Below are 26,082 nucleotides of genomic sequence, written 5' to 3'. Positions count from 1 at the left end.
GCGTGCTCTGGGCCTGTATCTTGCTGCCGCAGCTCGCCCTCGATGGCGTGCTGCGCGGCCATGCCGAACCCGATCAACCCCTGGTGCTGCTAGGCGGGCCGAGCCAGCGGCGCGTGCTCAAGGCGGCCAACCGGGCAGCGCGTGGCCTGGGCCTGCGTGCCGGGCAGCCGCTGAGCACCGCCCAGGCGCTGGCCCAGGGGTTCGAGACGGCTGACTACCCCAGCGCCCGCTTGGCCGAATGGGAGCAGTTGCTGGCCGCCTGGGCCTATGGTTACAGCGGGCAAGTCAGCTTGCACTATCCACGGGCCTTGTTGCTGGAAGTGGGCTCGAGCCTGGGCCTGTTCGGGCCCTGGCCGGTGTTCGAGGCACGGTTGCGCGAAGGGCTGAACGAGCTGGGGTTCAGCCATCGGATTGCGCTGGCACCCAACCCGGTGGCAGCCCGCGTGCTGGCCGGAGCATGCGACGGCGCAGCGGTGCACTGCGCACCAGCGCTGCTCGATCACCTCGAACCTCTCGCGGTGGATCGCGTGGGCCTGGCCCCTGAGCAGGCCCAATTGTGCCAGCGCATGGGCCTTCGCCGCCTGGGCCAGGTGCTGGCCTTGCCACGCGATGCCCTGGCGCGGCGCTTTCCTCGCGACTTGCTGCTGCAACTCGACCGTTTGCGGGGCCTTGCACCCTTGCCGCTGGCGTTCTATCAGCCACCGGAGCGGTTCCGGGGGCGTATCGAGTTCAATTTCGACGTTGAAAACACAGCATCCCTGGTGTTTCCGCTGCGCCGGCTGATCGATGACCTGGGCGCCTTTCTGGTCGCTCGTGACGGCGGCGTGCAACGCTTCGTGCTGCGCCTCGAACACGCCGAGGGGGCCCCCACCAAGGTGCCGGTTGGGTTGCTGGCTCCTGAGCGCGCCCCGCTGCGCCTTCTAGAGCTGGCCCGTGGCCGCCTTGAGCCGGTGCAGGTGGCTCGGCCGGTGAAGGCCCTGGCCTTGTATGCCGATGAGCTCCCAGCCTTCGTGCCGGCTCACAGCGAGCTGTTCGGCCCCCGCGCCCAGCAGCTGGAGCCTTGGGGGCCCTTGCGCGAACGGCTGCGCGCAAGGCTGGGCGACGATGCCGTTCAAGGCCTTGGGTATGTGGCCGACCACCGCCCTGAGCGCGCCTGGCAGCCCGGCCCCGGCGTGTTGGCCCTGCCAGGCGGCCTGCGGCCAGGCTGGTTGCTGCCGGCGCCCTGCGAGTTGCCCGAGGCATCGCCATCTAGCGGCCCGGAGCGGCTGGAGAGCGGTTGGTGGGATGGCGCTGACGTGCGCCGGGATTACTACCGGGTGGTGCTGCCCGATGGTCGCGAAGGTTGGGCCTACCGTGAGGTGGGCACAACGAGCCCATGGTGGCTGCAGGGGCTGTTCGGGTGAGCCCGGCCTACGCCGAGCTGCACTGCCTGTCAGCGTTCAGCTTTCAGCGGGGTGCCTCCAGTGCCCAGGAGTTGTTCCAGCGCGCGGCCCACTGCGGTTACCAGGCGCTGGCGATCACCGATGAATGCACCCTGGCTGGCATCGTACGGGCCTGGGAAGCGTCGGAAGAGGCCGAGGTCGCGCTGATCATCGGCAGTGAAATGGCAGTGCATCAGGGGCCACGCTGTGTATTGCTGGTGGAGAACCTGGCCGGTTACCAGGCCCTGTGCCAGATGATCACCCTGGCCCGGCGGCGGGCAGCCAAGGGCGAATACCGGCTGCTGCGTGAAGACTTCACCAGCGTGGAGGGCCTGATCGCCCTCTGGCTGCCGGGCGGGGAGCCGAACCTGGCCCATGGTCACTGGCTCAAGGGCCTGTTCGGGGAGCGCTTGTGGCTGGCCGTGGAGCTGCACCGTGGCGCAGACGATGCCCAGCACCTTGCCGCCTGGCATCAAGCGGCGGCCACGCTGGGCCTGCGCTGCGTGGCCAGTGGCGATGCGCACATGCACAGCCGTGGCCGACGCGCACTGCAGGACACCCTCACCGCCATCGCTCACCACACCACGGTCGCCCAGGCCGGCCAACGCCTGTTCGCCAATGGGGAGCGCCACCTGCGCCGCCGCGATGAGCTGGCTGGCCTTTATGGTGCCGAGCTGATGGCCGAGACCCTGGTTATCGCCGCGCGCTGCCGCTTCAGTTTGGCCGAGCTCAAGTACCAGTACCCTCACGAGCTGGTGCCGGCCGGGCACACCCCTGCGAGCTGGCTGCGCAAGCTCACCGCCGAAGGGGCAGCCTGGCGCTGGCCCGAGGGCGCCCCGCCGGACACCCAGCTTCAGCTCGGCAAAGAGCTGGACATCATCACTGAGATGGCCTACGAGTCCTACTTTCTCACCGTGCATGACATCGTGCGCTTCGCCCGCGAGCGCCATATTCTTTGCCAGGGCCGTGGCTCGGCCGCCAATTCGGCCGTGTGCTACGCGTTGGGCATCACAGCCATCGACCCGAGCAAAACCTCACTGCTGTTCGAGCGTTTCATCAGCCGCGAGCGCAACGAGCCCCCTGATATCGACGTGGATTTCGAGCATGAGCGCCGCGAAGAGGTAATTCAGTACATCTTCCAGCGTTACGGCCGCCACCGCGCCGCCCTCACTGCCGTGGCCAGCCGTTACCGTGGCACCGGCGCGGTGCGTGATGTGGCCAAGGCCTTGGGTATGGGGCCTGACGAAGTCAATGCGCTGGCGGGTTGCGTGAGCCGCCACGATGAAGGCTTGCCTTCTCACGAGCGCCTGCGCGAAGCCGGTTTCGACCCAACCAGCCCGCAATTGCATCGTATCCTGGTGCTGGCCGGTGAACTGGTGGGTTTTCCAAGGCATCTGTCGCAGCACCCGGGAGGTTTCGTGATTAGCGAGCAGCCTCTGCAAACCTTGGTGCCGGTGGAGAACGCCGCAATGGCCGATCGCACCGTGATCCAGTGGGACAAAGACGACCTGGACAAAGTCGGCCTGCTCAAGGTGGATGTGCTCGCGCTCGGCATGCTCAGTTGCCTGCGCCGCTGCTTCGACCTGCTGCCCCCCGATTCCGATGGCCGGCGCTGGGGGCTGGCCGACATTCCCCAGGATTGCCCGGCCACCTACGCCATGTTGTGCCGCGCCGACACTGTGGGGGTGTTCCAGATCGAATCGCGGGCGCAGATGGCCATGCTCCCTCGGCTGCGGCCCAAGGAGTTCTATGACCTGGTCATTCAGGTGGCCATCGTGCGGCCGGGGCCGATCCAGGGCGATATGGTGCACCCCTATCTGCGCCGCCGGCATAACGAGGAGGAAGTGGTGTACCCCAGCGAAGCACTCGAGGCGGTGTTCAAACGCACCCTGGGCGTGCCGCTGTTTCAGGAGCAAGTGATGCAACTGGCCATTGTGGCCGCCGGCTACACCCCCGGCGAAGCTGACCAGTTGCGCCGCTGTATGGCGGCCTGGAAGCGCAAGGGGGGGCTTGAGCCCCACGAGATCCGCTTGCGAGAAGGCATGCAACGCAATGGCTACAGCGAAGCCTTTGCCGCGCGTATCTTCGAGCAGATCAAGGGTTTTGGCAGCTATGGTTTCCCTGAGTCGCACGCGGCCAGCTTTGCCCTGCTGTGCTATGCCAGCTCCTGGCTCAAATGCCATCACCCGGCGCTGTTCGCTGTGGCATTGATCAACAGCTGGCCGATGGGCTTCTACAGCCCCGACCAGGTGTTGCAGGACGCGCGGCGCCATGGCATCCAGGTGCTGCCGGTGGATGTACGCTTCAGTGGCTGGGATTGCTCGCTCGAGCCCATGGGCAAGGCGCAGCCTGCCATTCGTCTCGGGCTGCGACAGGTGCGCGGCCTGGCTGAATCTGCCGGCCAAGCCGTGGCCAAGGCTTGCCAGCAGCGGCCATTTGCAAACGTGGCCGACCTGGTGCAACGCACCCAGCTCGATGCACGCGCTCGCGAGCAGCTGGCCGACGCAGGCGCGCTCAAGGGCCTGGCCGGCCACCGCTTTCGCGCCCATTGGGAAGTGGCGCGGGCCGAGCCGCAACTGCCGCTGTTTGCCGAGCTACCCGCCCAGGCCGAGACTGACGTGGCGCTGCCATTGCCGACGGTTGGCGAGAACCTGCTGGCTGACTACGCCAGCATCGGCACCACCCTGGGGCCTCACCCCCTGGCCTTGCTGCGCCCGGCGTTGGCGCCGTGGCGTTGCCGGTCATCACGCGAGCTTGCACAACTGGCGCACGGGCAGAGTGTGAACCTGTGCGGGCTGGTCACCGGCCGCCAGCGCCCCGGCACCGCCAGCGGTGTAACCTTCGTCACCCTCGAAGACGAGTTCGGCATGGTGAACGTGGTGGTATGGCTGAGCCTGGCACAGCGCCAGCGGCGCGTATTGGTGGGGGCTCAGCTGATGCTGGTCCAGGGCCGGGTGGAGCGCAACGGCGAGGTGCTGCATGTGATCGCCCGCAACTTGCAGGACCTGAGCAAGTTGCTCGGTGGCCTTGCCACCCAGAGCCGGGATTTTCGCTGAGGCGATGTTTCAGTGCCGCGTGGCAATCCAGATCAACAACCCGGCCTGGAATACTGCGAAAGCGATCAGGCAAACGATGGTGAAGCGCAAACTGCCATCTTCACGCCGGTACTGTGAAATCTGCTCCTGGCTGTTGCGCAGTTTGGCTTCCTGCTCCTGCATCTGCTGGTCGGCCAATTGCAGCATGTTGGCAGCATCGAGCACGCTTACCATTTGCACTTTCTCAGGGTTCCACTGCGCCACCAACTCACTGGCCGACACCTCGGGGTAACTGGCTTTCATGAACTGCGGGTCGGCGTAGGCCACCTCCAGGCCGTGGCTGCGCAGCACGTGATCGCGGCGTTTGCGGGTGTCTTCGACCAAACCGTCGCGCACCGGTAGCGCTTGGCCCTGAAGGCGATAGTTCGGCCAGTGCTTTTGTAACCAGCCGGCGGCCTGGGCCAGCATGAAACGCCCCAGGCCGCGGTTGATCGGCTCCATGTTCAGCACCGGTGGCTCGCACCATGCAATGTGCTTTTCGTGATCGACCCACACATCCAGGCGGTTCTGATCGCTGCGCACGCGCTGGCCGTTGAGCTGGATGTCCATGCGTAAGAGGCTGTGATGGCGGTTGTGCCGCTCCGCGTTGCCCCATTGCACAAAGCGCAAGGGCCGCGGGCCGACGCTGCGGTCGGTGGGCAATGGCAGCAAACGCAGCAACTGGAAGTACTCAGGCTGCACATCGCTCCACGGCAGGTTCTGCGCCACGGAAGGGGCCTGGCCCTCGGCTGCGTCGGGCGCAGCAGGGGCTTCGGTGGGGGTGTCGGTCATCGTGGCGCTCCTGAAATCTCTGGAGCCTGTATCGGCCAGGCCCAAAAAAGCTGAAGTCAGTGCAAGCTGTCGATGAATTTCACCAGCTCAGGGGTCAGGTTCCAGGCCAAAGGCAGGTTCGGGTTGGCGTAGGAGCCCAGCTGTGCCTTCATGTCCATCGGTACGATGCGCAGCACGTGGTTCATGCCGTCGATCAAGGCCAGCTTCGCATTGGGCTGGGCGGCTTTCAGCGCACGAGCATCGGCTTCGCTGACCTGGATGTCGTGGCGGCCCTGGACGATCAACACCGGCACCTTCACCGCTGCGATGGCCTTGGCCGGGTCTTGGCGGAACAGCGATATCAGGTAGGGCTGCACACTGGGGCGAAACACCACGTTCAGCTGCGGCGGTACCTGGTCGTCCAGCTGGCCTGCGGCTAGATGTTCGATCAGCACCTGGCTCTGCTGCGCCAGTTCTGCAGGCAGGCGTGCCTTGAGTTGTTCTTCGAGCAACTGGCCCACCGGGCGGCCGCTGCCGCCGATAGAGATCAGGCCCTTGGCTGGGCTTTGCGGGGCGGCGAGGGTAGCGATCAATGCCCCTTCACTGTGGCCGAGCAGAATCAGCGGGCCAAATCGGGGGTCGGCATGCAGCTGGCGGCTCCATGCCAGGGCGTCCTCGACATAGGCCTGGACGCTGAGTTGGCGCTCATCCGGCGCCAGGGAAAGGCCGGCAGCCACGCCGCGCTTGTCGTAGCGCACGCTGGCAATACCGGCTCTGGCCAGGCCCCAGGCCAGCTTTTTCAGGCTGTCGTTGCGCCCGCCTTCGGGGTTGTTGCCGTCGCGATCGGTGGGGCCGGAGCCTGCCAGGATCAGCACCACCGGCACCGGGTGCCCCGGCTGCGGCAACAGCAGGCTGCCGTGCAGCACGCCGCCGGGGCGAGCGAGGTCGATGGGGGTCTGCAACACAGGAACGGGCGCGGCGTGGGCGGCGCAGGCCAGGCACAGCAATAGCGAGGCGAGCAGGCGTAGCATCTGGGGGTATCCGAGGCGGTGGCGGTTGGACTGGTGGCCGGTGGCGAAGGTTCGCCGTTGCGAAACAATCTGTATACTGGCGGCCCGTTCGACCTGGCTGACTGATTTTCGCGGAGCGTTCGCATGTCCGGCAATACCTTTGGCAAGCTGTTCACTGTCACCACCGCCGGCGAAAGCCATGGCCCGGCGCTGGTCGCCATCGTCGACGGCTGCCCGCCGGGCCTGGAGCTGGCCCTCGAAGACCTGCAGCGCGATCTGGACCGGCGCAAGCCTGGCACCAGCCGCCACACCACACAGCGCCAGGAAAGCGATGAGGTGGAGATTCTTTCGGGCGTATTCGAAGGCCGCACCACCGGCACCTCCATCGGCTTGCTGATCCGCAATACCGACCAGCGCTCCAAAGACTACTCGGCGATCAAGGACGTCTTCCGCCCGGCGCATGCCGACTACGCCTATCATCACAAGTACGGCCTGCGCGACTACCGTGGCGGTGGCCGCAGCTCGGCGCGGGAAACCGCGATGCGCGTGGCTGCTGGCGCCATTGCCAAGAAATACCTTGCCAGCCAAGGCATCAGCGTGCGCGGTTACATGAGCCAGCTCGGCCCGATCGAAATCCCTTTCAAAAGCTGGGAGTCGGTTGAGCAGAATGCGTTCTTCAGCCCAGACCCCGACAAGGTCGCGGAGCTGGAAGCTTATATGGACCAGCTGCGTCGCGATCAGGATTCGGTTGGCGCGAAAATCACCGTGGTGGCCGAAGGCGTGATGCCCGGGCTGGGCGAGCCGATCTTCGACCGCCTGGACGCCGAGCTGGCCCATGCGCTGATGAGCATCAACGCCGTCAAGGGCGTTGAGATCGGTGCAGGCTTCGGCTGTGTCGCGCGGCGTGGCAGCGAGCTGCGCGACGAGATGACCCCTGAAGGTTTCACCAGCAACCATGCAGGTGGCGTGCTTGGCGGCATTTCCTCCGGCCAGCCTATCGTGGCGCACCTGGCGCTCAAACCCACCTCCAGCATTACCGTGCCCGGCAAGAGCATCGATGTGCACGGCAACCCCGTGGAGATGATCACCAAAGGCCGCCACGACCCCTGTGTCGGGATCCGCGCAACGCCCATTGCCGAGGCGATGATGGCCATTGTGTTGATGGACCACCTTTTGCGCCATCGCGGCCAGAACGCCGAGGTGCGCGTCACCACACCTGCCCTGGGCCAACTTTGACTGCACCGTTAACACCGGCCGCATCTTCTGCGGCCGTGCCTTATTGGCGGCTGTCGGGGTTCTACTTCTTCTATTTCGCCCTGCTGGGGGCGACTGCGCCGTTTCTCTCGGCGTGGCTTGCGCACCTGGGCTTTGCCAGCGCGCGCATCGGCGAGCTGGTCGCCATTCCCATGCTCATGCGCTGCATGGCGCCCCACCTGTGGGGCTGGCTGGCTGATCGCACCGGCCGACGCCTGGCCATCGTGCGCCTGGGTGCCGCCTGCACCCTGGTTGCTTTCAGCCTGATTTTCATCGACCACAGCTATGCCTGGCTGGCGGCGGTCATGGCGTTGCATGCCTTCTTCTGGCATGCCGTGCTGCCACAGTTCGAGGCCATTACTCTGGCTCACTTGCGCGAGCAGCCGGGCCGCTATGGCATGGTGCGCCTTTGGGGTTCAATCGGCTTCATCGTGGCGGTGGTAGCGCTGGGCCGGGCCTTCGAATGGGCCGGCCTGGATGCCTATCCCTGGACGGTGATTGCTGTAATGTTGGGCATCTTGCTGGCCAGCCTTGTGGTGCCGGCGCCGCCTGTGGAACCGGTTGCGGAGCGCGGGCAAGGGGCGGCGGGCTTCTGGTCGAAGGTGCGTGCGCCGGCGGTGCTGGCGTTCTACGGCGCAGTGGCATTGCTGCAACTGAGCTACGGCCCTTATTACACCTTCTTCACCATCCATCTGGAGCACTTGGGCTACAGCCGCGTGGCCATCGGCCTGCTCTGGGCGCTGGGCGTGGTCGCCGAAGTACTGATGTTCATGGCCATGTCGCGCGTTCTGGCCCGTTGGTCGGTGCGCCAGGTGCTGGGCGCGAGCCTGGCGACAGCGGCCCTGCGCTGGCTGTTGCTGGGCAACCTCGAAGGCGGCTGGGTGCTGCTGTGCCTGGTGCAACTGATGCACGCCGTGACGTTCGGCGCCTACCACGCCAGCGCGATTCAGTTCGTACAGCAACGCTTCGGAGGTCGCCATCAAGGGCAGGGGCAGGCGCTGTATTCTGCGCTTTCTGGCGTGGGCGGGGCGCTGGGTGCGTTGTATTCCGGCTACGCGTGGGCCAGCCTTGGCGCGATGGCCAGCTTCACCATCGCCAGTGTAGCGGCAGCGTTGGCGGCGGTTATGATCTACCTCTTTATGCCCAAGGAGCGCGCATGAGCCTCGACCGCGATACCCTGACCCGGCAAATCATCGATGCTGGGCGCTTGCTCCACGCCCGCGGTTGGTCACCGGCCACCAGCAGCAATTACTCCGCCCGGCTGTCGTCGGAGCAGGTGCTGCTCACGGCCTCGGGCAAACACAAAGGCGAGCTGGGTGAGGGCGACGTATTGGCTACCGATATGGCCGGCTTGAGCCTTGAACCGGGCAAGCGGCCATCAGCCGAAACCTTGCTGCACACCCAGTTGTACCGCTTCGACCCCCGCATTGAGGCGGTGCTGCACACCCATTCGGTCAATGCCACTGTGCTCTCGCGGGTGACTGCCGGCGACCGCCTGGTATTGGAGGATTATGAGCTGCAAAAAGCATTTTCCGGCATCCACACCCACCAATCTCAGGTAGTGGTGCCGATCTTCGATAATGATCAGGACATCGCTCGGCTAGCAGGCCATGTGCAACCTTGGCTCGATGACCATCCCGACTGCGTGGGCTACCTGATCCGTGGCCATGGCTTATACACCTGGGGCGCCACCCTGGGCGATGCGTTGCGCCAGGTGGAGGCCTTCGAATTTCTCTTTGAATGCGAACTGAAACTGCGTGCCCTTGGCCGCTGAGCTTGCAGAGGTCCCCGATGAGTTGCCTGAGCGTTTACCACCAGAGCAGCCCCGAGCTGCCGAATAAAGTCCTGACCTACCTGGAAGACATCGCTGCCACTCTCAGCGAGCATGGTGTGCGCTTCGAGCGCTGGCAGGCCAGTGCCCCCATCGTGCCAGGGGCTAGCCCGCAAGCAGTGATCGAGGCTTACCGGGAGCCTATTGAACGGCTCAAGCGCGAATGTGGCTATCAGGCAGTGGATGTCATTAGCGTCAGCCGCGACCACCCCGACAAGGCCGAGCTGCGCCAGAAGTTTCTCGATGAGCATTGCCATAGCGAAGACGAGGTCCGCTTTTTCGTTGCAGGGCGTGGTTTATTCAACTTGCACCTGGGGGATCACGTTTATGCGGTGCTGTGCGAGAAGGGTGATCTGATTTCGGTGCCGGCCGGCACGCCGCACTGGTTCGACATGGGTGAAAATCCGCATTTCGTCGCCATCCGCCTTTTCACTGACCCTGAAGGCTGGTCGGCGCAGATGACCGGCGAATCGATCGCGCGGCGCTTCCCGCTGCTGGAGGATTGAACCGTGGCTGTCACCCACGTGCTGACCGACATCGAGGGCACCACCAGCTCGGTGAGTTTCGTTTATGACGTGCTGTTTCCTTATGCCGCCGCCCACTTGCCTGCCTGGGTGCGTGCGCACCCAGACGCGCCGGAACTGGCAGCCGTCCGTTCGCTGAGCCAGGAAACACTGGCGGGCACTGAGCGTGTGATCGAAATTTTGCGGGGTTGGATGGCAGAGGATCGCAAGGCGACACCTCTCAAATCGATTCAAGGGCAGGTGTGGAAGCAAGGCTACGAAGCAGGGCAGCTACACGGCCATGTTTATCCCGACGCTGTGGATGCTCTTCGCCAATGGCATGCTCAGGGGCTGGTGTTGGCGGTGTATTCATCCGGGTCGGTACAAGCACAGAAGCTACTGTTCGGCCACAGCCAAGAGGGCGACTTGACCTCGCTGTTCAGTGCCTATTTTGATACCGCAGTGGGCGTTAAGCGTGAAGCGCGCTCATATGCCGCCATTGCACAGGCCATGAACGTGGCCCCGGCGCAGGTGCTGTTTCTGTCGGATGTGGCGCAGGAACTCGACGCTGCGAAGTCGGCAGGCATGGCCACTTGCGGTTTGGCGAGGGAAGGCGGTGAGATGCCGGGGCATGAGAGCGTTGGCAGTTTTTCCGAAATCAGGCCCCGGTACTTCTGACCTTCACACCGAATGGTAGGTCGGCAGCGCGAAGCGGTTCTGGCTTTGCAGCAGGTGGATGTCGGGCAGCTTGCTGGCCTCGTCTGCCAGGTCGCGACGAATGGCGCTGATGACCCAAGACAGTTGCTCAGGGGTATTGAGCTGTGCATACGAAATCGAGCGGCGGGTTGTTTTACCGTCGTTATCGCGCAGGGTTAGCAACACGGCGCCATCGGGGCGTGGTTGAGCTACTACGTCGTACTCGCTGAACAGGCTGGCAAATTTCTCTTGTAGGAAATGCATGGTGGCTCCTCGATGCACGGTATTCGGTTGCATAGGAGGTTGCAGGCTGTGTGCCAGCTTTCGTGATTTCATTAAAACCTTTAAAAACAGACACTTAGCTTGCTTGCGTGGTAAATGTCTTCGTGCAAATTGCAAGACGGGGTGTTTTGCATGATGCAATTTGCACAGGGGAGGGAGGAGCGCGGCAGGTAGGTGAAACATAGAGTGTTTGCTCAGCGATTAATTCCTTTAGGTGAGGTCATAGAAATACCTGCTTGGTATTGATCGTGTGCAGCGGCGCACACTCGAACCGACCGAACCCTGACATGGAGCGCACCTGATGACCGACCAGCCCACCGTGATGACCGAAGATGAATCCGTGGCCTTTGCCCAGCAAGTATTGGAAGTGGCCCGCCACGGCGATGCCCAGATGCTTGAAAGGCTTCTTGATAAGGGCCTGCCGGCCAACCTCAAAGATCACAAGGGTGACTCGCTATTGATGCTCGCGAGCTACCACGGCCACGCCCGGGCCACCGAAGTGCTCATGCGCTATGGTGCAGACCCGATGATGGCCAACGACCGGGGGCAACTGCCCATCGCTGGCGCGGCATTCAAAGGTGACCTGGCTGTGATGCGTGCGTTAGTCGAAGGTGGGGCGCCGGTTGATGGTACCGGCGCCGACGGCCGCACTGCATTGATGATGGCCGCGATGTTCGACCGGGTGGAGTTGATCGACTACCTCCTGGAGCAGGGTGCCAATTTGCACACCTGCGATGCCCAAGGCATCGATGCGCTCGGTGCGGCTTCGGCCATGGGGGCCCAGCGGGCACGCCAGCATCTGCAGGCACTGCTCGGCTGACACCTGCTCTGCTATGCTGCGCGGCCTTTTGATTCTGGAAGCTGCCCCATGAAAGCCTTGCTCACCGAACTCGTCACACTGATCAGCTCCGGCTGCATGAGCGATGAGGCCATCGATACGGTTGCAGGCGAAGCCGCGCAAGCTCACGCCGCCCCGGCCGACTTTCTGGCTGCCAATCCGGACGTCAACTACGACGACAGCTTTCCCATTCCTCTATGGCAATGGGTGGTGCTCGGCAGCCTGCCAGAAACGGTGCTGTTTCAGGCAGACACCGGGGTAGCATTGCTGGAACAGATCATGGCCTCCTTCGGGCCGGCGGTGGAGTTTCACATCAAGCCCAAGCAGCTGGCCCGCACTGAACCTGAGGTTGCTGTCAACCGGATCCAGACTCAGCTCGCAGCATTGAGCAAGGACAAGGGCGGCTATGTACTCCTCGATTTCTGCAAGCGGCTGGATTTCGACTTCCAGGCAGTGCTGGTCTATGGCCAGGACTTGCCGCGAGTGCTGGAGCTGTGCGCTCAGGCCGGCTTTCATGCTGTTCCCACGTTGCAAGGGCTGCGGGAGGGAACCGCGGGCTGAGGCTGTGGCCTAAACCCGCATCCGGGGCGCCGCCCCAACGCATAGGGAGACTTGCATGGGGGCGACTTTCAATAGCCTGTTAGGCCTGGTGATCCTGGCCTTGGATATCTGGGCCATCCTGCATGTGCTCAGGAGCCAGGCCGAGGTAGGCATGAAAGTGCTGTGGGTTCTGCTCATTGCGCTTTTGCCGGTGCTGGGGCTCATTATCTGGGCGATCGCCGGGCCTCGCGGTAACGTTCGCTTGTAAAACCCTTCCCCCTCAGCCGCACCACCTCCGTATACTGCGCGGCGGGTGGTGCGAGCCGCTGCTGTCCAACAAAATTTTCACCCTCACTCACCCACAATTCGCCGTTTGCTTCGCCCTGCTACGCGTGCGGGCGTTGCCTGTCATCAACCTACGGAACACGCACACGACATGGCCATCCAGGATGCCCTGAAACCGGAGCGCCAGCCGCCGCGGCGGCGCCAGCCCACCGTCAAGTCACACCTCGTTTATCTTCTGCTCTGTACCCTGGCCCTGATGCTGCTGCAAAGCGGCCTGCGCCTGGCACTGCTGATCTACAACCGGGAGCAGATCGGCACCACCGGCGCCGACGCCTTCATCGAAGCGTTCGGCAACGGCCTGCGGTTCGACATTCGCCTGGCGGTGTACCTGCTGGTGCCTTTGATCCTCGCCACGTTGTTCGCCGTGACCATGCGTTGGCGCGGGCTGTTCCGCCTGTGGCTCACGCTGGCCAGCAGCGTCATGGTGTTGCTGGGGGTGATGGAACTGGACTTCTACAAGGAGTTCCACCAGCGCCTTAATGGGTTGGTGTTCCAGTACGTGAAGGAAGACCCGAAAACCGTGCTCAGCATGCTGTGGTACGGTTACCCGGTGGTGCGCTACCTGCTCGCCTGGGCGCTGGTGACTTGGCTGATCAGCCTGCTGTTCAAAGCCGCTGATCGTTTGAGCCGCCCTCGCGGCGCGCTGGCCGCCGAGGCCACTTCGACCCGGCGCGTCGCACCTTGGTATGGGCGGGTGCTGGTGTTCTTCGTGCTGCTCTGCGTGGCAGTAGTGGCTGCACGCGGCACCCTGCGTCAGGGCCCGCCTCTGCGCTGGGGGGATGCCTACACCACAGATTCCAACTTCGCGAACCAACTGGGCCTCAACGGCACCTTAACGTTGATCACGGCTTTCAAGAGCCAGCTTTCCGACGACCGCGACAATATCTGGAAGGCTACCTTGCCTCAGGATCAGGCCGTAGCCACTGTGCGCAAGCTACTGATGACCGCCAACGACCAGTTGGTCGATGCCGATTCGGCACCGGTGCGTCGCTTGTTCACCCCACCGGTTGAGAACACCTTGCCCGGGGTGAAGAACGTCGTAGTGATCCTCATGGAAAGCTTCGCTGGGCACTCGGTAGGTGCGCTGGGTAGCGATGCCAACATCACCCCGTATTTCGACAAGCTGGCGAAGGAAGGGCTGCTGTTCGACCGCTTCTTCTCCAACGGCACCCATACCCACCAAGGCATGTTCGCCACCATGGGTTGCTTTCCGAACCTGCCGGGCTTCGAATACCTGATGCAGACCCCAGAGGGCAGCCACAAACTGTCAGGCCTGCCGGAGCTTCTCAGCGCTCGCCAGTTCAAGGACGTCTACGTCTATAACGGGGATTTTGCCTGGGATAACCAATCCGGTTTCTTCAGCAATCAGGGCATGACCACATTTATCGGGCGCAACGATTTCGTCAACCCGGTGTTCTCCGACCCCACCTGGGGCGTATCGGACCAGGACATGTTCAACCGGGGCAACGAAGAGCTCGACAAGCTCGCCGCCAGCGGCAAGCCTTTCTATGCCTTGCTGCAGACACTTTCCAATCACGTGCCCTATGCCTTGCCGCCGCAATTGCCCGTCGAACGCGTGACCGGCCGGGGCAGCCTGGATGAGCACCTGACCGCGATGCGCTACTCCGACTGGGCGTTGGGCCAGTTCTTCGAGAAGGCCAAGAAGTCGCCTTACTACAAAGACACCCTGTTCATCGTTGTGGGTGACCACGGTTTCGGCAACGAGCAGCAGATCACCGAGTTCGACCTGGGCCGCTTCAATGTGCCTTTGCTGATCATCGGCCCTGGCATCCAGGAGAAGTTCGGCACCGTCGATCACACCGTCGGCACCCAGATCGACATCGTACCGACTATCATGGGCCGCCTGGGAGGTACTACCCAGCATCAGTGCTGGGGCCGTGACCTGCTCAATCTTCCGGCTGGCGATCCGGGCTTCGGCGTCATCAAGCCTTCGGGCAGCGAGCAGACTGTGGGCATCATTCGCGGCGACCGCCTGCTGATCGAAAACCGTGACATGGACCCCCGCATGTACCGCTTCAGCCTCGGGCGCAACCCGCAAGGCGAGCGCATTCAGGATGCAGACATGGCAGCCTGGCGCGAGCAGCTTGAAAGCTTCCTGCAAGTGGCCACCCGTGCCTTGCTCGACGATACCGCAGGTGCGGTTCCCAGCAAGCGCGAGTGATACAGCGCATACGAAAACGCCGGGCAGTGCCCGGCGTTTTTGTTTTAACGAACCTCTGCCTTGGCGCAGGGGCTGCCACCTGGGCTCTACACGAGATGCATGCTTGCGGGCCCAGGCGTCATTGGAAATGTCACCGGCTCAGGCACCGTGGCATTTCTTGAACTTCTTCTCGCTGCCACAAGGGCAGGGGTCGTTGCGGCCGACATCCTTGAGCGCATTGCGTACCGGCTCTTGGTGGCCATGGTTACAGTGGGGGCCGTGTACATGGCCGGCATGGCCGTGATCGTGATCGTGGCCGTGGTTGCAGTCGGGGCCATGCACGTGAGGTTGCTGCGACATCAAATTTACTCCGGGTTGAGCTGACGGCCGATTATCGCATCAGTTCGGTGAGCTGTAAGGTGCTGGCCGAAGATAAATCCGGTCCGTAGATGCACGGTCAATGTGTAATCAAGCGGCGCCCCCCCGCGCTGTTTCAGCAGCCGCGCCAGCGGCTTTAAGTGCTGCCACAGGCTGGTGCGTACCTCTACCTGATAGGTGCGGCTGCCATGGGGCGGCACGCTGAACCAGGTGCGCTCGCTTCCTTCGGCCAAGGTGATGTCCTCAAGGCGCAGGCTGTAGCGCACCTGGCGCACCGGCAGGGTTCGGTCGTTAGGGTTGGCCAGGCGCATGTGCAGGATGAAATGTTGAGAAAGCCAGCGTGTTTTGACCTTTTCAATGCTCATCAGGCGCACATCGGGTGCGTCGAGTGGGCGCTGCCAGCCCAAGAGCGAGCAGCCTGGCAGGCACAGCGCTAAGATAAGCAGCAACAGCCTGGGTGACCTTGTCATGGCCGGGCCTCAGTCATGGGCACAGGAGAACAGCAATGAGCCTGCACGAAATCGTATTCGAAGGCCAGGTATTGCCGGGGCATGCCCCCGAGACCGTACGCCAGAACCTGGCGCGCGTATTCCAGGCCGATACGGCGCGGCTCGACAAATTGTTCTCCGGCCGTCGGCTGGTGCTCAAGACCGGGCTGGATGCCTCGGCTGCCGAAAAATACCGTCAGGTGCTGGAGCGCGCTGGCGCGAGGGTTCAGGTCAATGCGCTGGCAGCGCAGGCCCCGGCCGATGCGGCTGCTCAGCGCGAGCCGGCACTGGGCCGGCTTGAGGTAGCTCCCCGTGATGAATACATGGCTGCTTTCGCAGCGGTCGATGCCCCTGATTACGGCATTGCCGAAGTGGGGGCTGCGCTGGCCCCACCGCAGCCGCCGCGAACGGCACCGGCGCTTGACCTCTCGGCTTTGAGCCTGGCGCCGGCGGGCAGTGACATGGGCCAAGCTAAGACCAGCACCGCTCCGGCGGCGCCGGACACCTCTCACCTTACGCTCAGCCAATGAGATAGCCCGCACAGCACTTCTTGAATTTCTGCCCGCTATTACAGGGGCAAGGGTCGTTACGCCCGGCTTTGAGCGAGGCAGAGGGGTCGATGAAATACCAGCGACCGGCGTGTTGCACGAAGGCTGAACGCTCGCGGTGGGCATGTTCGCCGGCTTCATCGTGCCATCGCGCGGTGAAGGTCACGAAGGCATGCTCGGGCTGGCCGCCATGAGTTTCGCACCCTTGCACATCGAGCCCCAGCCAGGTGGCTGAGGCGCTCCATTGCGCAATCGCGCTGCGATCGATGCTGGCTTGCTGGGCTGGCAACGTAGTAGCCACCAGATAATCGACCTGGCCCAGCACATAGGCACTGTAGCGCGAGCGCATCAACGCCTGGGCGTCCGGGGCCGGAAGACCCTGGTGGAATCGGTCGCAGCAGTTTTCCAGGGAGTTACCGCTGCCGCAGGGGCATGCTGTCATAAGGGTCACCACCAATACTTTCCGAAATTCTCCGGGTTCGCCCAGAACTTGGCATTCAACCAGTCAGGCACCTGCTTGTAGTCCTTCAGATCATAGGTGAACAACGACAGCACTTGCCCGTCGCGCTCGAAACGTTCGCTGGCCTGCAGTGCCAGTGAAAACAGGTCAGTGGCCGCCCAGCCAGCCGCCGGCAGGTCGACCAGCAATGCCAGGCGGCTGGCATTGAGGTTGCGAATGCCACCCAGCAATTCCAGCCCTTGGCGCTTGGGCAGGTGCTCAAGGCAGTCGATCAGCACCGCCAGGTCGAAACGCCGTGCTGCCAACGCCGGTGGCAGCGCACCGGGCGCAGAGATCGCCACTTCGCAGGCAGGGTGCGCATGGGTGAAGGCCTCTAGCGCTGGAAACTGGCTGGCGCTTATCACCAGCAGCGAACGCGGGGCGTGGTGGGCGAGCAGGGCGGCCAGGGCCTGCTGCGGGGTGCGTGGTGAAGCAGCATCGGTCATTGTTGATCCTCGTTGGATAACAAAGATTAACCGGGTTGGGAGTCATTGGCGAAGCGCTGTGGTCCTAAAGCAGGCAACCCGTGGGTTACAGGGATGTGCCGCTAGGCTTTACTACCAATACCGGCAGCAGCCGGAGACACAGGAGCTTCGATGATGAGCCGCTACACGAAGGCTTTATTACCCGTACTTCTGGTCAGCAGTGTTCTCTCGGGATGTGCCACTCGCAGTGATGGAAGTGCGCCATTGAACCAAAGGAACTGGCCAATTTGCAGCCTGCTCGGCGGTGCCGCCGGTGCAGGGTTGGGGGCGTTGGAAAGCAGCGCCTGGGCCGCCGGGGGTGGCCTGCTGGGCGCTGTCGGGGCAGGCCTTGTATGCTATGCCCAGGATGGGGATGAAGACGGCGACGGTATTTTCGACCGCCGTGATCGTTGCCCTGGCACTCCAAAAGGCACCCCGGTGAGCCACAACGGCTGCCCGCTGCCGCCCTATCCAGCCCCTGTTCCGCCAGCGCCTGCGCCGCAGCCGCCAGTGGCGCCAGCGCAGGAAGTGGTCACGCTGAGCGACGCTGGGGATGTGCTGTTCGAGTTTGACAAGGCCGACCTCACCGCACAGGCCCGCGCCGCGCTGGATGCTCAGCTTGATAAGCTCAAGGCAGCCGATGTCGTGAGCGTCAAGGTCGAAGGGCATACCGACAGCAAAGGCTCCGACGCCTACAACCAGGGGCTCTCCGAGCGCCGTGCTGCCAGCGTGGTTACGTACCTGGTGAGCCATGGCGTGCCGCAGGCGCGGTTGAGCAGTGAAGGCTTTGGCGAAAGCCGCCCGGTGGCAGATAACAGCACCGACGCCGGCAGAGCGAAAAATCGCCGAGTGGAGTTGCACATTACCCGCTGACCGCACTACCAGGAGAGCACTCGGCATGTTGGTTTTTTTCAAACTGTTGATGCTGCTCTTCTGATGGCTGGTGGTGGCCAATCTCTTGATGCCTTTGGTCTGGCCGTTCCATGCCTGGGTTAACTTGGCAGGGGCCACGATGCTTGGGCTGCATCTCGTCGAAATGTTGGCGTTCAATCGGAGCCTTTGCAGCCGAAGCCACCCCGGGCTAGATCGCATGCAGATCCTGCTGCTGGGCGTCTTCCACGTTCAGAGCTTGCCGCCACCGCTGCCGGGGCGGTAAATCTTTGTTTGCAATGCCGAGCGCCCCAGTGGGCATAAGCGGGTATGATAGCCGCCACATGCACCACTGAAGATTTATCCAGCCCCAGCGCTGGCCCGGATCCCATGCTCAGCAACGAACTCAAGTCCACCATCCAGGGCGCTTACTCGCGTTTTCTCGAAGCCAAGCAGCTCAAGCCACGTTATGGCCAGCGCCTGATGATCGCCGAAGTCGCGAAGGTCCTGGGTGCCATCCCGCAGGACGACGAAGGCCATCGCCTTGGCGAGCCAGCTGTCGTGGCGGTCGAGGCCGGCACGGGTACCGGTAAAACCGTTGCCTACAGCCTCGCAGCCATTCCTGCGGCCAAGGCAGCGGGCAAGCGGCTGGTAATCGCCACTGCCACCGTCGCGTTGCAGGAGCAGATCGTCCACAAGGACCTTCCCGACATCGCACGCAATGCCGGGCTCGGGTTCACCTATGCGCTGGCCAAGGGGCGTGGCCGTTATCTATGCCTCTCAAAGCTCGACGCCCTGCTGCAAGAAGGGCAGGCCCAGTCGGCCACGGCACAGCTGTTCGAAGACGAAGGCTTTGCCATCGATGTCGATGAAAGCAGCTTGAAGCTGTTCAACAGCATGATCGAAAAGCTTGCCGGCAACCGTTGGGATGGCGACCGCGACAGCTGGCCTGAAGAGCTCGACGACAAACACTGGTCGCGCTTGACCACCGATCACAGCCAGTGCACCAACCGCCACTGCCCAAACTTCCAGCAATGCGTTTTCTTCAAGGCGCGTGAAGGTATGGGCAAGGTCGATGTGATCGTGACCAATCACGACATGGTGCTGGCCGACCTCGCCCTGGGCGGAGGGGCGGTGCTGCCCGACCCGCGTGACACCCTTTACGTGTTCGACGAGGGTCATCACCTGCCAGACAAGGCCATTGGCCATTTTGCGCATTACACTCGGCTGCGCTCTACCGCAGACTGGCTCGAGCAAACAGCTCGCAACCTCACCAAGCTGCTTGCCCAACACCCGCTGCCGGGCGACCTGGGCCGGTTGGTGGAGCAGGTGCCGGAGCTGGCCCGTGAGCTCAAGAGCCAACAGCAGTTCATGTTCGGAGCCTGTGAACAGGTCGCCGACTTTCATGGCGGTGAAGACATGGAGGGCCGTGACCGCCCCCGTCACCGCTTCGAGGGTGGCGTGGTTCCCGAGCACTTGCGCGAGATGGGCCTGGAACTGAAAAAAGGGTTTGGCCGCCTCACCGACCTCTACACCCGCCTGGCCGAACTGCTCAAAGAGGGCATGGACGGCGAGAAGAACATCGGCATCGCCAGCCACCAGGCTGAAGAGTGGTACCCGCTGTTCGGCAGCCTGCTGGCGCGGTCCCAGGGCAATTGGGAGTTATGGGCGGCCTTCACGGGCGAGGACCCGGAAAACACCCCGCCCATGGCGCGCTGGATGACCCTGGTCGAGGCCGGTGCCGGCCACGACATCGAGGTCAACGCCAGCCCGATACTGGCCGCAGACATGCTGCGCCGCACCCTGTGGAACGTGGCCTACGGCGTGCTGGTCACTTCGGCAACGTTGACCGCACTCAACCGTTTCGATCGCTTTCGCATGCGCTCGGGCATTCCCCGCGATGCGGTCACCACCGTCGTGCCCAGCCCGTTCCATCATGCCGATGCCGGCGTGCTCCGGGTGCCTGACCTGCGCGCCGACCCGCGCAATGCCGCTGAGCACACTGCCGCCATTGTGCGCGAGCTGCCCGCGCTGGTGGAGGGCTCTCGTGGTTCGCTGGTGCTGTTCAGCTCGCGCAAGCAGATGCAGGACGTCTTCGACGGGCTGGATCGGGAGTTTCGCCGGCAGGTATTCATTCAGGGCAACCTCTCCAAGCAGGAAACCCTCAACAAGCATAAGGCACGGGTGGACGGTGGCGACAGTAGCGTTCTGTTTGGCCTGGCGAGCTTCGCCGAGGGCGTCGACCTGCCGGGCGCCTACTGCGAGCATGTGGTGATCGCCAAAATACCGTTCGCAGTGCCGGACGATCCCGTCGAGGCGGCCCTGGCCGAATGGATCGAGGCCAGGGGTGGCAACCCGTTCATGGAAATCGCCGTGCCAGACGCCTCGCTGCGTCTGATTCAGGCATGCGGCCGTCTGCTGCGCACAGAGCAGGACCGCGGGACCATCACCTTGCTCGACCGCCGGGTGGTCACCCAACGCTACGGCAAGGCGATCCTCGCCGCGCTGCCGCCGTTTCGTCAGGAAATCGGCTGAATATATATCTTGCACCCCCCGTTCCCAAAGCGATGCGGGGCTGAAACAATGCGTGCCATTTCAGGCCTGATCAAAGAGGAAGGGCGGGTGCAGATTCAGGGCTATTTTCAGCTTGAGTTCGAAGCAGTGCGTGATGCATTCGCCGCGCTGTTCGAAGACCCTCAGGAGCGCGGAGGGGCCTTGTGCATTCAGGTCGATGGCGAAACCGTCGTCGACCTGTGGGCGGGAACGGCCGATAAGGATGGCCAGGCCGTTTGGCACAGCGACACGATTCTGAACCTGTTCTCCTGCACCAAGGCGTTCACTGCAGTCACGTTGTTGCAACTGGCGAGCGAAGGCAAGTTGTCGCTGGATGCCCCCGTGGCCCGCTACTGGCCGGAGTTCGCTGCTGCTGGCAAAGCACATATCACAGTGCGGCAGGTGCTTTGCCATCAGGCAGGGGTGCCGGCGATTGCGGCGCCATTACCTGCCGAGGCGTTATACGACTGGCAAACCATGCTCAATGCGCTGGAGGCGCAAGCCCCTTGGTGGCAGCCAGGCGCGGCGCATGGTTATGCGGCGATCACCTTTGGCTGGCTGGCAGGTGAATTGATTCGCCGAGTCACCGGCCGTGAGCCGGGCGATGTGATTGTCGATCGCGTTGCACGGCCACTGAGCCTGGATTTCCATATCGGCCTGGCTGATAGCGAATTCGACCGCGTAGCACACATCTCGCGCGCCAAAGGCAATGCCGGCGACGCCGCGGCTCAGCGGCTGCTACAGGTCACTCTGCGCGAACCTGAGGCCCTGAGCACCCGTGCTTTCACCAACCCACCCTCGGTGCTGACCAGCACCAACAAGCCCGAGTGGCGGCGTATGCAGCAACCGGCAGCCAATGGCCATGGCAATGCGCGAAGCCTGGCGGGTTTCTACAGCGCCCTGTTGACCGGCCAATTGCTCGATAGCGAGTCGCTGGAGGCAATGCTCGAACCACACAGCCAGGGAGACGACCTCACCTTGCTTACGCCGACGCGTTTTGGCCTGGGCATGATGCTCGACCAGCCCGAGCAGCCCAACGCCACCTTCGGCATGGGCCGGCGTGCCTTCGGCCATCCAGGCGCGGGCGGTTCCATCGGCTTCGCAGACCCTGATTCGGGGGTGGCGTTCGGTTTCGTGACCAACACCTTGGGCCCGTACATCCTCATGGACCCGAGGGCGCAGTCACTGGTGCGCGCTTTGAACGATTGTCTGAAGTAAAACTCTCGACAAGCGGTCACCAATTGAACAAAAATTGATCTACCATCACAATCAATTAGTTATACGGGTTTCTTAACCCGCTTTATCAATCAACGCCTGGATTGCCCAATGCACGTCAAGAAATCTCTCGCCCTGGCCCTGTGCCTGGCCATCACCGGCTGTGCCAACACCCCGGATGCCAAGAACGGCAGTGCAAGCGCTGGCCACAGCTGGTGGCCTTTCGGTGGCAATGAAAGCACCGCCGCTGCTGACAAGGGTGCTGGCAAGGACGTCCAGGCCGCCGTGAACGATCGCGTGGCCAAGGCCGATGTAAAGGCCGCCGCACCAGCAGCGACCACCAGCGAAAGCCACTGGTGGTGGCCGTTTGGTGACAGCGCCAAGGCCGAAGAGGCCAAGCCAGCGGCGGTCGCCGCAGTACCGAAGGTCGACCCAGCCGCCACCAAGGCGTTTCTCGACAAGTACGAGCCCAAGGTGCGTGATGCGGTCAAAGGTACCAAGTTCCAGGTCGAGCGCCGGGACGACCTGCTGGTGGTCACCGCCCCGGTCGACAGCTCCTTCAACCCCGATCGCCCATCGATGCTGATGCCGGTCGTCCTCGGCCCGATTACCAACGTCGCCAAGTTGCTCGAGCCTGACCCACAGGGCGCGGTACTGATTCTCGGCCACGCCGACAGCACCGGCGCTGCCGATGTCAACAAGAAACTGAGCCTGGAACGTGCCCAGTCGGTTGCGGCGATCTTCCGCTTGAGCGGTCTGGAGCGTACCCGGCTGAGCCTGCGCGGCATGGGCTCGGTGATGCCGCGCGCTGCCAATGACAGCGTGGCCGGCCGTGCGCTGAACCGCCGTGTCGAAATGATCGTCACCCCCCAGAACACTATGCTGGCCTTGATGGCTCGCTACGACCTGCCACCGACCTCATTGCCGCAGATGGTCGCCATGCAAGACGTCAAGGCCGAGCCTGAAGCACCGGCCAAGCCGGCCGTTGCTGCCAAGAAGGCGCCAGCCAAGAAAGCGCCGGCCAAGGTTGCAGCAGCCAAGAAATCGACTGCCAGCTCCGCGGCCAAGAAGCCTGCGGCTAAAAAGCCAGCAGCTAACCAGCAAGCGTCCAACTGAGGTAGGGAAGCCTGAGCATGAGCCAGCCGCTCGCGGATATGCGCCGTGATTACACCCGTGATGGCTTGAGCGAAGCTCAGGCACCTGCCGAGCCCTTCGCACTGTTCAGGCAGTGGTTCGAGGACGCGGTAAAGACCGAGCAGCCACCAGTGGAGGCCAATGCGATGACTTTGGCCACCGTCGACGCTGAGGGGCGGCCGCACTGCCGAGTGCTGCTGCTCAAGGCGTTGGACGACCAGGGCTTCACGTTTTTCACCAACTACCAAAGCGCCAAAGGCCAGCATTTGCTGGCCAACGGCTACGCAGCGATGACGTTTTTCTGGCCTGCGCTGGAGCGCCAAGTGCGCATCGAGGGTAGGGCAGCCAAAGTCACGCCTGCTGAATCCGATGCCTACTACCAGGTTCGGCCACTCGGCAGCCGGCTGGGCGCCTGGGCGTCTCCCCAGAGCCAGGTGATCGAAGGCCGTGAAACCCTTGAACAACTGCTCAAGGCTACACAAGAACGGTTTTCAGACAGCGCACCGCATTGCCCCGAACATTGGGGTGGCTACCGGCTCGTGCCGGACCGCATGGAATTCTGGCAAGGCCGGCCTAGCCGCCTGCATGATCGCCTGAACTATCGCCTGGCCGATGGCCACTGGCACCGTGAGCGGCTGGCGCCCTGAACCAGCTGTCTGTAACCTGAATAAATCATTATTAATACACATTGCTGCGTGACACCCCTGAGTTGATTGCGTCTAATGGCTGTCAGTCCTACGGAGAGTGCTTCATGCGTAAATCAGTATTACTCGCCAGTTTCACTGCCTTTTCACTGTTGCTCGGTGGCTGCGCCTCCGACCTGTCAGGTGATGTCTATTCCCGAGATGAGGCTCGCCGTGTACAGACCGTACGCATGGGCACCATTGAATCCCTGCGCCCCGTTCGTATCGAGGGCACCAAGAGCCCGATCGGGACTGGCGCTGGCGCTATCGTCGGCGGGGTAGCGGGCTCGGCGGTGGGCGGTGGGCGTGGCAGTATCGTCGCTGCCGTTATCGGCGCAGTAGCGGGCGGCTTCGCAGGTTCGGCGGCTGAAGAAGGGATCACCCGTACCCAAGGCGTTGAAATTACTGTGCGTGAGGATGACGGCAGCATGCGTGCCTACGTTCAGCAGGTGCAGCCTAATGAGATTTTCCGTGTCGGGGAGCGAGTTCGCATCATGACCGTCGACGGCACCAGCCGCGTCAGCCATTGATTACCGCCGCGGGCGCCGTAGGCCGGCGCCCGCTACTTGCTCAGGCCCGGCGCGATGCCAGCCTGAAGACCGCGTAACCAAGCACTGCCGCCAGGCATGACCCTGTGAGGATACCCATGCGGTCTTCCCCGGCATAAGGGCTTGTCGCCGGGTCAAACGCCAGTGAGCCTACGAAGATGCTCATGGTGAAGCCGATGCCGCACAGGATGGCGACACCCAGTAACTGCCCCCAATTTGCCCCCTCTGGCAGTTTTGCCAGGCCCAGGCGGATCGCTGCCCACGTCAGGCCAAAAACGCCTGCTGTCTTGCCCAGTAATAAGCCGAGCGCGATGCCGAACGGCACACTATGGGTAAAGCTTTCGGCACTCATCCCAGTGAGAGAGATGCCGGCGTTGGCGAAGGCGAAGAGCGGCAAAATGCCATACGCTACCCAAGGGTGAAGCGCATGCTCCAGATGTAGCAGGGGTTGATTAGGTGTTCGCAAAGGAATGAAAAACGCCAGTGCCACGCCAGCTAGCGTCGCATGCACGCCGCTTTTGAGCACACATACCCAAAGCACTGCGCCCACGAGCAGATAAGGTGCAAGGCGCGTTACACCCAGGCGGTTCATTGCATACAGCAGTGCCAGGCAGCCGCCGGCCATCGCCAGGGCGCTGCCAGCCAGCTCGCTGGTGTAGAACAACGCGATGATCACGATGGCACCCAGGTCATCGATGATCGCAAGCGTCATTAGAAACAGTTTCAGCGATGCAGGCACCCGTTTGCCCAACAATGCCAGCACCCCAAGGGCGAAAGCGATGTCAGTTGCGGTAGGAATGGCCCAGCCCGCCAGGGCAGCGGGGTCTTCGCGATTCAATGCCACGTAGATCAAAGCCGGCACCAACATGCCACCGACGGCAGCGGTGCCAGGCAATGCGACTTGCGACACGTTCGACAACTGGCCTTGCAGCACCTCACGCTTGATCTCAAGGCCGATCAGCAGAAAAAACAACGCCATCAGCAAGTCGTTGATCCACAGCAGCGCGGGCTTGTCGATGTTCAGCGGACCGAGGCGTAACTGCACAGGCGCCTCAAGAAAACTCTGATAGAACCCTGCCAGTGGCGAGTTGTTGATGCACAGTGCCAGGGCCGCGGCAGCGATAAGCATCAGGCCGCTGGCGGCTTCCATCTGAAAGAAACGTGAGAGTGAATGGCGTAGGGCCACGGCGAGGCCTCCATTGGGGCGAGGGCAAAAGAGGCATACCCTAACGGCACGGCGAGAAAGGGGAAACAAAAACTATATTCTTTTTCGGAATATAGGATGTTTCCCATTTACCGAGATCACTGCCCTTAAACGTGACGGTGCCAATGTATTTCAGATTGTTTCGTTATAAAAAGCGCTTTTCAACCAAAGGTGACTTCTGGCAGTTCGGCGAGCTGTACGGTCTGCTGCTTACGAGGTGCCAGGATCTCGGCCACCCCATCCACGACGCGCTCGTTGTGCTGGTTGTATACCTGGGTCGCGATGCGGACCTTGAATTTGGGCAGCTTTTCCAGAATCTCCAGGCGCACGGTGAGAGTGTCCCCCAGCTTGACCGGTTTTTCGAAGCTCATCTGCTGCCCTAGATAGATGGTGCCGGGGCCAGGCAGCTCGCATGCAACCGCCGCGCTGATCAGCGCGCCACTGAACATGCCGTGGGCGATGCGCTCGCGGAAAGGAGTCCGGGCGGCAAACTCGGCGTCGAGGTGCACCGGGTTGTGGTCGCCGCTCATGGCTGCAAACAGTTGAATGTCACGCTCCTCGACGGTTTTGCTGTAGGTAGCGGTCTGGCCAACTTCCAGCGCATCGTAGGGCGTGTTGGTGACTTCGGTCATCGCGGGGCTGATCCTTGGTTATCGAAGGGGTAATTGTACCGATTCATTGCCAAAGCCGGGTGAAAACACTGGCAGGTCAAACCGGATGGTGTTTATGTCGATGCCATCCAGGCATATGCCCGGCCCAGAGCGGTTATTCC

At 62.8% G+C, this 26,082-nt stretch carries 28 protein-coding genes; 19 read left to right on the top strand and 9 right to left on the bottom strand.

What is annotated here, in order from left to right:
- The first annotated feature begins 2 nt into the window (after positions 1–2).
- Together F474_RS03480 and F474_RS03475 are read left to right on the top strand one after the other, a co-directional pair.
- Positions 3–1,403: a DNA polymerase Y family protein gene (locus F474_RS03480; protein ID WP_097083924.1), complete on the top strand. Its 1,401-nt coding sequence runs from the start codon at positions 3–5 to the stop codon at positions 1,401–1,403.
- On the top strand, positions 1,376–4,477 hold the full coding sequence (locus tag F474_RS03475; RefSeq protein WP_097083925.1) for an error-prone DNA polymerase: 3,102 nt from the start codon (positions 1,376–1,378) through the stop codon (positions 4,475–4,477). Before F474_RS03480 ends, F474_RS03475 begins: the two co-directional genes overlap by 28 nt.
- A 9-nt stretch (positions 4,478–4,486) precedes the next feature.
- Here F474_RS03475 and F474_RS03470 read toward each other — a convergent pair whose 3' ends face one another.
- Positions 4,487–5,287, bottom strand: a complete 801-nt coding sequence (locus F474_RS03470; protein WP_097083926.1) for a hypothetical protein — start codon at positions 5,285–5,287, stop codon at positions 4,487–4,489.
- Between the two features lie 56 nt (positions 5,288–5,343).
- On the bottom strand, positions 5,344–6,297 hold the full coding sequence (locus tag F474_RS03465; protein ID WP_097083927.1) for an alpha/beta hydrolase: 954 nt from the start codon (positions 6,295–6,297) through the stop codon (positions 5,344–5,346).
- 123 nt (positions 6,298–6,420) lie between these two features.
- Between F474_RS03465 and aroC the strand changes: the two genes are divergently transcribed.
- Genes aroC through mtnC form a run of 5 tightly spaced genes read left to right on the top strand, consistent with a single transcriptional unit; the run spans position 6,421 to position 10,542 of the window.
- On the top strand, positions 6,421–7,512 hold the full coding sequence (aroC, locus tag F474_RS03460; protein ID WP_097083928.1) for a chorismate synthase: 1,092 nt from the start codon (positions 6,421–6,423) through the stop codon (positions 7,510–7,512).
- Positions 7,509–8,690, top strand: a complete 1,182-nt coding sequence (locus tag F474_RS03455) for an MFS transporter (RefSeq protein WP_097083929.1) — start codon at positions 7,509–7,511, stop codon at positions 8,688–8,690. The genes aroC and F474_RS03455 overlap by 4 nt, the downstream gene beginning before the upstream one ends.
- Positions 8,687–9,304, top strand: coding sequence for a methylthioribulose 1-phosphate dehydratase (locus F474_RS03450; protein ID WP_097083930.1), 618 nt, complete (start codon positions 8,687–8,689; stop codon positions 9,302–9,304). Before F474_RS03455 ends, F474_RS03450 begins: the two co-directional genes overlap by 4 nt.
- Before the next feature lie 17 nt (positions 9,305–9,321).
- Positions 9,322–9,867, top strand: coding sequence for an acireductone dioxygenase (locus F474_RS03445; RefSeq protein ID WP_097083931.1), 546 nt, complete (start codon positions 9,322–9,324; stop codon positions 9,865–9,867).
- 3 nt (positions 9,868–9,870) lie between these two features.
- The gene (mtnC, locus tag F474_RS03440; RefSeq protein WP_097083932.1) at positions 9,871–10,542 is read left to right on the top strand and encodes an acireductone synthase; all 672 of its coding nucleotides are present in this window, start codon (positions 9,871–9,873) and stop codon (positions 10,540–10,542) included.
- 3 nt (positions 10,543–10,545) lie between these two features.
- On the opposite strand, the gene F474_RS03435 is transcribed toward mtnC, so the two are convergent.
- Positions 10,546–10,824, bottom strand: coding sequence for a DUF3509 domain-containing protein (locus F474_RS03435; RefSeq protein ID WP_097083933.1), 279 nt, complete (start codon positions 10,822–10,824; stop codon positions 10,546–10,548).
- A gap of 319 nt (positions 10,825–11,143) precedes the next feature.
- Between F474_RS03435 and F474_RS03430 the strand changes: the two genes are divergently transcribed.
- From F474_RS03430 to F474_RS03415, 4 genes are all read left to right on the top strand, one after another.
- Positions 11,144–11,662 carry an ankyrin repeat domain-containing protein gene (locus tag F474_RS03430; RefSeq protein ID WP_097083934.1) on the top strand — a complete coding sequence of 173 codons (519 nt, stop codon included), beginning with the start codon at positions 11,144–11,146 and terminating at the stop codon, positions 11,660–11,662.
- Positions 11,663–11,710: 48 nt separating this feature from the next.
- Entirely contained in the window at positions 11,711–12,241 is a 531-nt protein-coding gene (locus F474_RS03425) for a hypothetical protein (protein ID WP_097083935.1), read from the top strand.
- Positions 12,242–12,296: 55 nt separating this feature from the next.
- Positions 12,297–12,488 carry a PLD nuclease N-terminal domain-containing protein gene (locus tag F474_RS03420; RefSeq protein WP_097083936.1) on the top strand — a complete coding sequence of 64 codons (192 nt, stop codon included), beginning with the start codon at positions 12,297–12,299 and terminating at the stop codon, positions 12,486–12,488.
- A 168-nt stretch (positions 12,489–12,656) separates the two neighbouring features.
- Entirely contained in the window at positions 12,657–14,747 is a 2,091-nt protein-coding gene (locus F474_RS03415; RefSeq protein ID WP_097083937.1) for an LTA synthase family protein, read from the top strand.
- Positions 14,748–14,885: 138 nt separating this feature from the next.
- Here the strand turns inward: F474_RS03415 and F474_RS03410 are convergent, their stop codons facing one another.
- Both F474_RS03410 and F474_RS03405 read right to left on the bottom strand, forming a co-directional pair.
- Entirely contained in the window at positions 14,886–15,086 is a 201-nt protein-coding gene (locus F474_RS03410; RefSeq protein WP_097083938.1) for an SEC-C metal-binding domain-containing protein, read from the bottom strand.
- A gap of 5 nt (positions 15,087–15,091) precedes the next feature.
- Entirely contained in the window at positions 15,092–15,553 is a 462-nt protein-coding gene (locus tag F474_RS03405; protein ID WP_165830261.1) for an LEA type 2 family protein, read from the bottom strand.
- Positions 15,554–15,609: 56 nt separating this feature from the next.
- On the opposite strand from F474_RS03405, the gene F474_RS03400 reads away from it, so the two are divergent.
- Entirely contained in the window at positions 15,610–16,122 is a 513-nt protein-coding gene (locus tag F474_RS03400; protein WP_097083940.1) for a hypothetical protein, read from the top strand.
- Here F474_RS03400 and F474_RS03395 read toward each other — a convergent pair.
- Positions 16,112–16,582: a YchJ family protein gene (locus F474_RS03395; protein ID WP_097083941.1), complete on the bottom strand. Its 471-nt coding sequence runs from the start codon at positions 16,580–16,582 to the stop codon at positions 16,112–16,114. The two genes, F474_RS03400 and F474_RS03395, sit on opposite strands and share 11 nt — an antisense overlap.
- A gap of 5 nt (positions 16,583–16,587) precedes the next feature.
- Positions 16,588–17,085 carry a DUF6231 family protein gene (locus F474_RS03390; RefSeq protein ID WP_097083942.1) on the bottom strand — a complete coding sequence of 166 codons (498 nt, stop codon included), beginning with the start codon at positions 17,083–17,085 and terminating at the stop codon, positions 16,588–16,590.
- A 153-nt stretch (positions 17,086–17,238) separates the two neighbouring features.
- Here F474_RS03390 and F474_RS03385 point away from each other — a divergent pair, with 153 nt between their 5' ends.
- The 7 genes from F474_RS03385 to F474_RS03355 all read left to right on the top strand — a co-directional run bounded on the left by F474_RS03385 (position 17,239) and on the right by F474_RS03355 (position 24,088).
- Positions 17,239–17,976 (top strand): OmpA family protein, encoded by a 738-nt coding sequence (locus F474_RS03385; protein ID WP_097084288.1) that lies wholly within the window; start codon positions 17,239–17,241, stop codon positions 17,974–17,976.
- Between the two features lie 70 nt (positions 17,977–18,046).
- Positions 18,047–18,259, top strand: coding sequence for a DUF1145 domain-containing protein (locus F474_RS03380; protein ID WP_371919421.1), 213 nt, complete (start codon positions 18,047–18,049; stop codon positions 18,257–18,259).
- A gap of 104 nt (positions 18,260–18,363) precedes the next feature.
- Entirely contained in the window at positions 18,364–20,508 is a 2,145-nt protein-coding gene (dinG, locus tag F474_RS03375) for an ATP-dependent DNA helicase DinG (protein ID WP_097083943.1), read from the top strand.
- Between the two features lie 87 nt (positions 20,509–20,595).
- On the top strand, positions 20,596–21,744 hold the full coding sequence (locus tag F474_RS03370; RefSeq protein WP_097084289.1) for a serine hydrolase domain-containing protein: 1,149 nt from the start codon (positions 20,596–20,598) through the stop codon (positions 21,742–21,744).
- Between the two features lie 108 nt (positions 21,745–21,852).
- Positions 21,853–22,857: an OmpA family protein gene (locus F474_RS03365; RefSeq protein WP_097083944.1), complete on the top strand. Its 1,005-nt coding sequence runs from the start codon at positions 21,853–21,855 to the stop codon at positions 22,855–22,857.
- Positions 22,858–22,874: 17 nt separating this feature from the next.
- Positions 22,875–23,522: a pyridoxamine 5'-phosphate oxidase gene (pdxH, locus tag F474_RS03360; RefSeq protein WP_097083945.1), complete on the top strand. Its 648-nt coding sequence runs from the start codon at positions 22,875–22,877 to the stop codon at positions 23,520–23,522.
- 104 nt (positions 23,523–23,626) lie between these two features.
- Positions 23,627–24,088 (top strand): glycine zipper 2TM domain-containing protein, encoded by a 462-nt coding sequence (locus tag F474_RS03355; RefSeq protein ID WP_097083946.1) that lies wholly within the window; start codon positions 23,627–23,629, stop codon positions 24,086–24,088.
- A gap of 40 nt (positions 24,089–24,128) precedes the next feature.
- Here the strand turns inward: F474_RS03355 and nhaA are convergent, their stop codons facing one another.
- A complete protein-coding gene (gene nhaA / locus F474_RS03350) occupies positions 24,129–25,292 on the bottom strand; it encodes a Na+/H+ antiporter NhaA (protein WP_097083947.1) in 1,164 nt (387 codons plus the stop codon).
- 179 nt (positions 25,293–25,471) lie between these two features.
- Entirely contained in the window at positions 25,472–25,942 is a 471-nt protein-coding gene (locus tag F474_RS03345) for a MaoC family dehydratase (protein ID WP_097083948.1), read from the bottom strand.
- Positions 25,943–26,082 lie beyond the last annotated feature (140 nt).

Origin of the sequence: Pseudomonas sp. URIL14HWK12:I12 (genome assembly GCF_003097135.1) — a bacterium.
Lineage (GTDB): Bacteria > Pseudomonadota > Gammaproteobacteria > Pseudomonadales > Pseudomonadaceae > Aquipseudomonas.
Note: the sequence above shows the minus strand (reverse complement) of the source record. Positions and strands in the feature narration are given on the sequence as shown.

Bases quoted from the DNA above. Each gene is read 5' to 3' on its own strand.
- F474_RS03385 (WP_097084288.1), top strand. From the start codon at position 17,239: ATGAGCCGCTACACGAAGGCTTTATTACCCGTACTTCTGGTCAGCAGT.
- F474_RS03390 (WP_097083942.1), bottom strand. From the start codon at position 17,085: ATGACCGATGCTGCTTCACCACGCACCCCGCAGCAGGCCCTGGCCGCC.
- F474_RS03435 (WP_097083933.1), bottom strand. From the start codon at position 10,824: ATGCATTTCCTACAAGAGAAATTTGCCAGCCTGTTCAGCGAGTACGAC.
- F474_RS03425 (WP_097083935.1), top strand. From the start codon at position 11,711: ATGAAAGCCTTGCTCACCGAACTCGTCACACTGATCAGCTCCGGCTGC.
- F474_RS03470 (WP_097083926.1), bottom strand. From the start codon at position 5,287: ATGACCGACACCCCCACCGAAGCCCCTGCTGCGCCCGACGCAGCCGAG.
- F474_RS03450 (WP_097083930.1), top strand. From the start codon at position 8,687: ATGAGCCTCGACCGCGATACCCTGACCCGGCAAATCATCGATGCTGGG.
- F474_RS03410 (WP_097083938.1), bottom strand. From the start codon at position 15,086: ATGTCGCAGCAACCTCACGTGCATGGCCCCGACTGCAACCACGGCCAC.
- pdxH (WP_097083945.1), top strand. From the start codon at position 22,875: ATGAGCCAGCCGCTCGCGGATATGCGCCGTGATTACACCCGTGATGGC.
- F474_RS03415 (WP_097083937.1), top strand. From the start codon at position 12,657: ATGGCCATCCAGGATGCCCTGAAACCGGAGCGCCAGCCGCCGCGGCGG.
- F474_RS03420 (WP_097083936.1), top strand. From the start codon at position 12,297: ATGGGGGCGACTTTCAATAGCCTGTTAGGCCTGGTGATCCTGGCCTTG.
- dinG (WP_097083943.1), top strand. From the start codon at position 18,364: ATGCTCAGCAACGAACTCAAGTCCACCATCCAGGGCGCTTACTCGCGT.
- F474_RS03400 (WP_097083940.1), top strand. From the start codon at position 15,610: ATGAGCCTGCACGAAATCGTATTCGAAGGCCAGGTATTGCCGGGGCAT.
- F474_RS03465 (WP_097083927.1), bottom strand. From the start codon at position 6,297: ATGCTACGCCTGCTCGCCTCGCTATTGCTGTGCCTGGCCTGCGCCGCC.
- F474_RS03445 (WP_097083931.1), top strand. From the start codon at position 9,322: ATGAGTTGCCTGAGCGTTTACCACCAGAGCAGCCCCGAGCTGCCGAAT.
- F474_RS03345 (WP_097083948.1), bottom strand. From the start codon at position 25,942: ATGACCGAAGTCACCAACACGCCCTACGATGCGCTGGAAGTTGGCCAG.
- F474_RS03475 (WP_097083925.1), top strand. From the start codon at position 1,376: ATGGTGGCTGCAGGGGCTGTTCGGGTGAGCCCGGCCTACGCCGAGCTG.
- aroC (WP_097083928.1), top strand. From the start codon at position 6,421: ATGTCCGGCAATACCTTTGGCAAGCTGTTCACTGTCACCACCGCCGGC.
- F474_RS03355 (WP_097083946.1), top strand. From the start codon at position 23,627: ATGCGTAAATCAGTATTACTCGCCAGTTTCACTGCCTTTTCACTGTTG.
- F474_RS03365 (WP_097083944.1), top strand. From the start codon at position 21,853: ATGCACGTCAAGAAATCTCTCGCCCTGGCCCTGTGCCTGGCCATCACC.
- F474_RS03395 (WP_097083941.1), bottom strand. From the start codon at position 16,582: ATGACAGCATGCCCCTGCGGCAGCGGTAACTCCCTGGAAAACTGCTGC.
- F474_RS03430 (WP_097083934.1), top strand. From the start codon at position 11,144: ATGACCGACCAGCCCACCGTGATGACCGAAGATGAATCCGTGGCCTTT.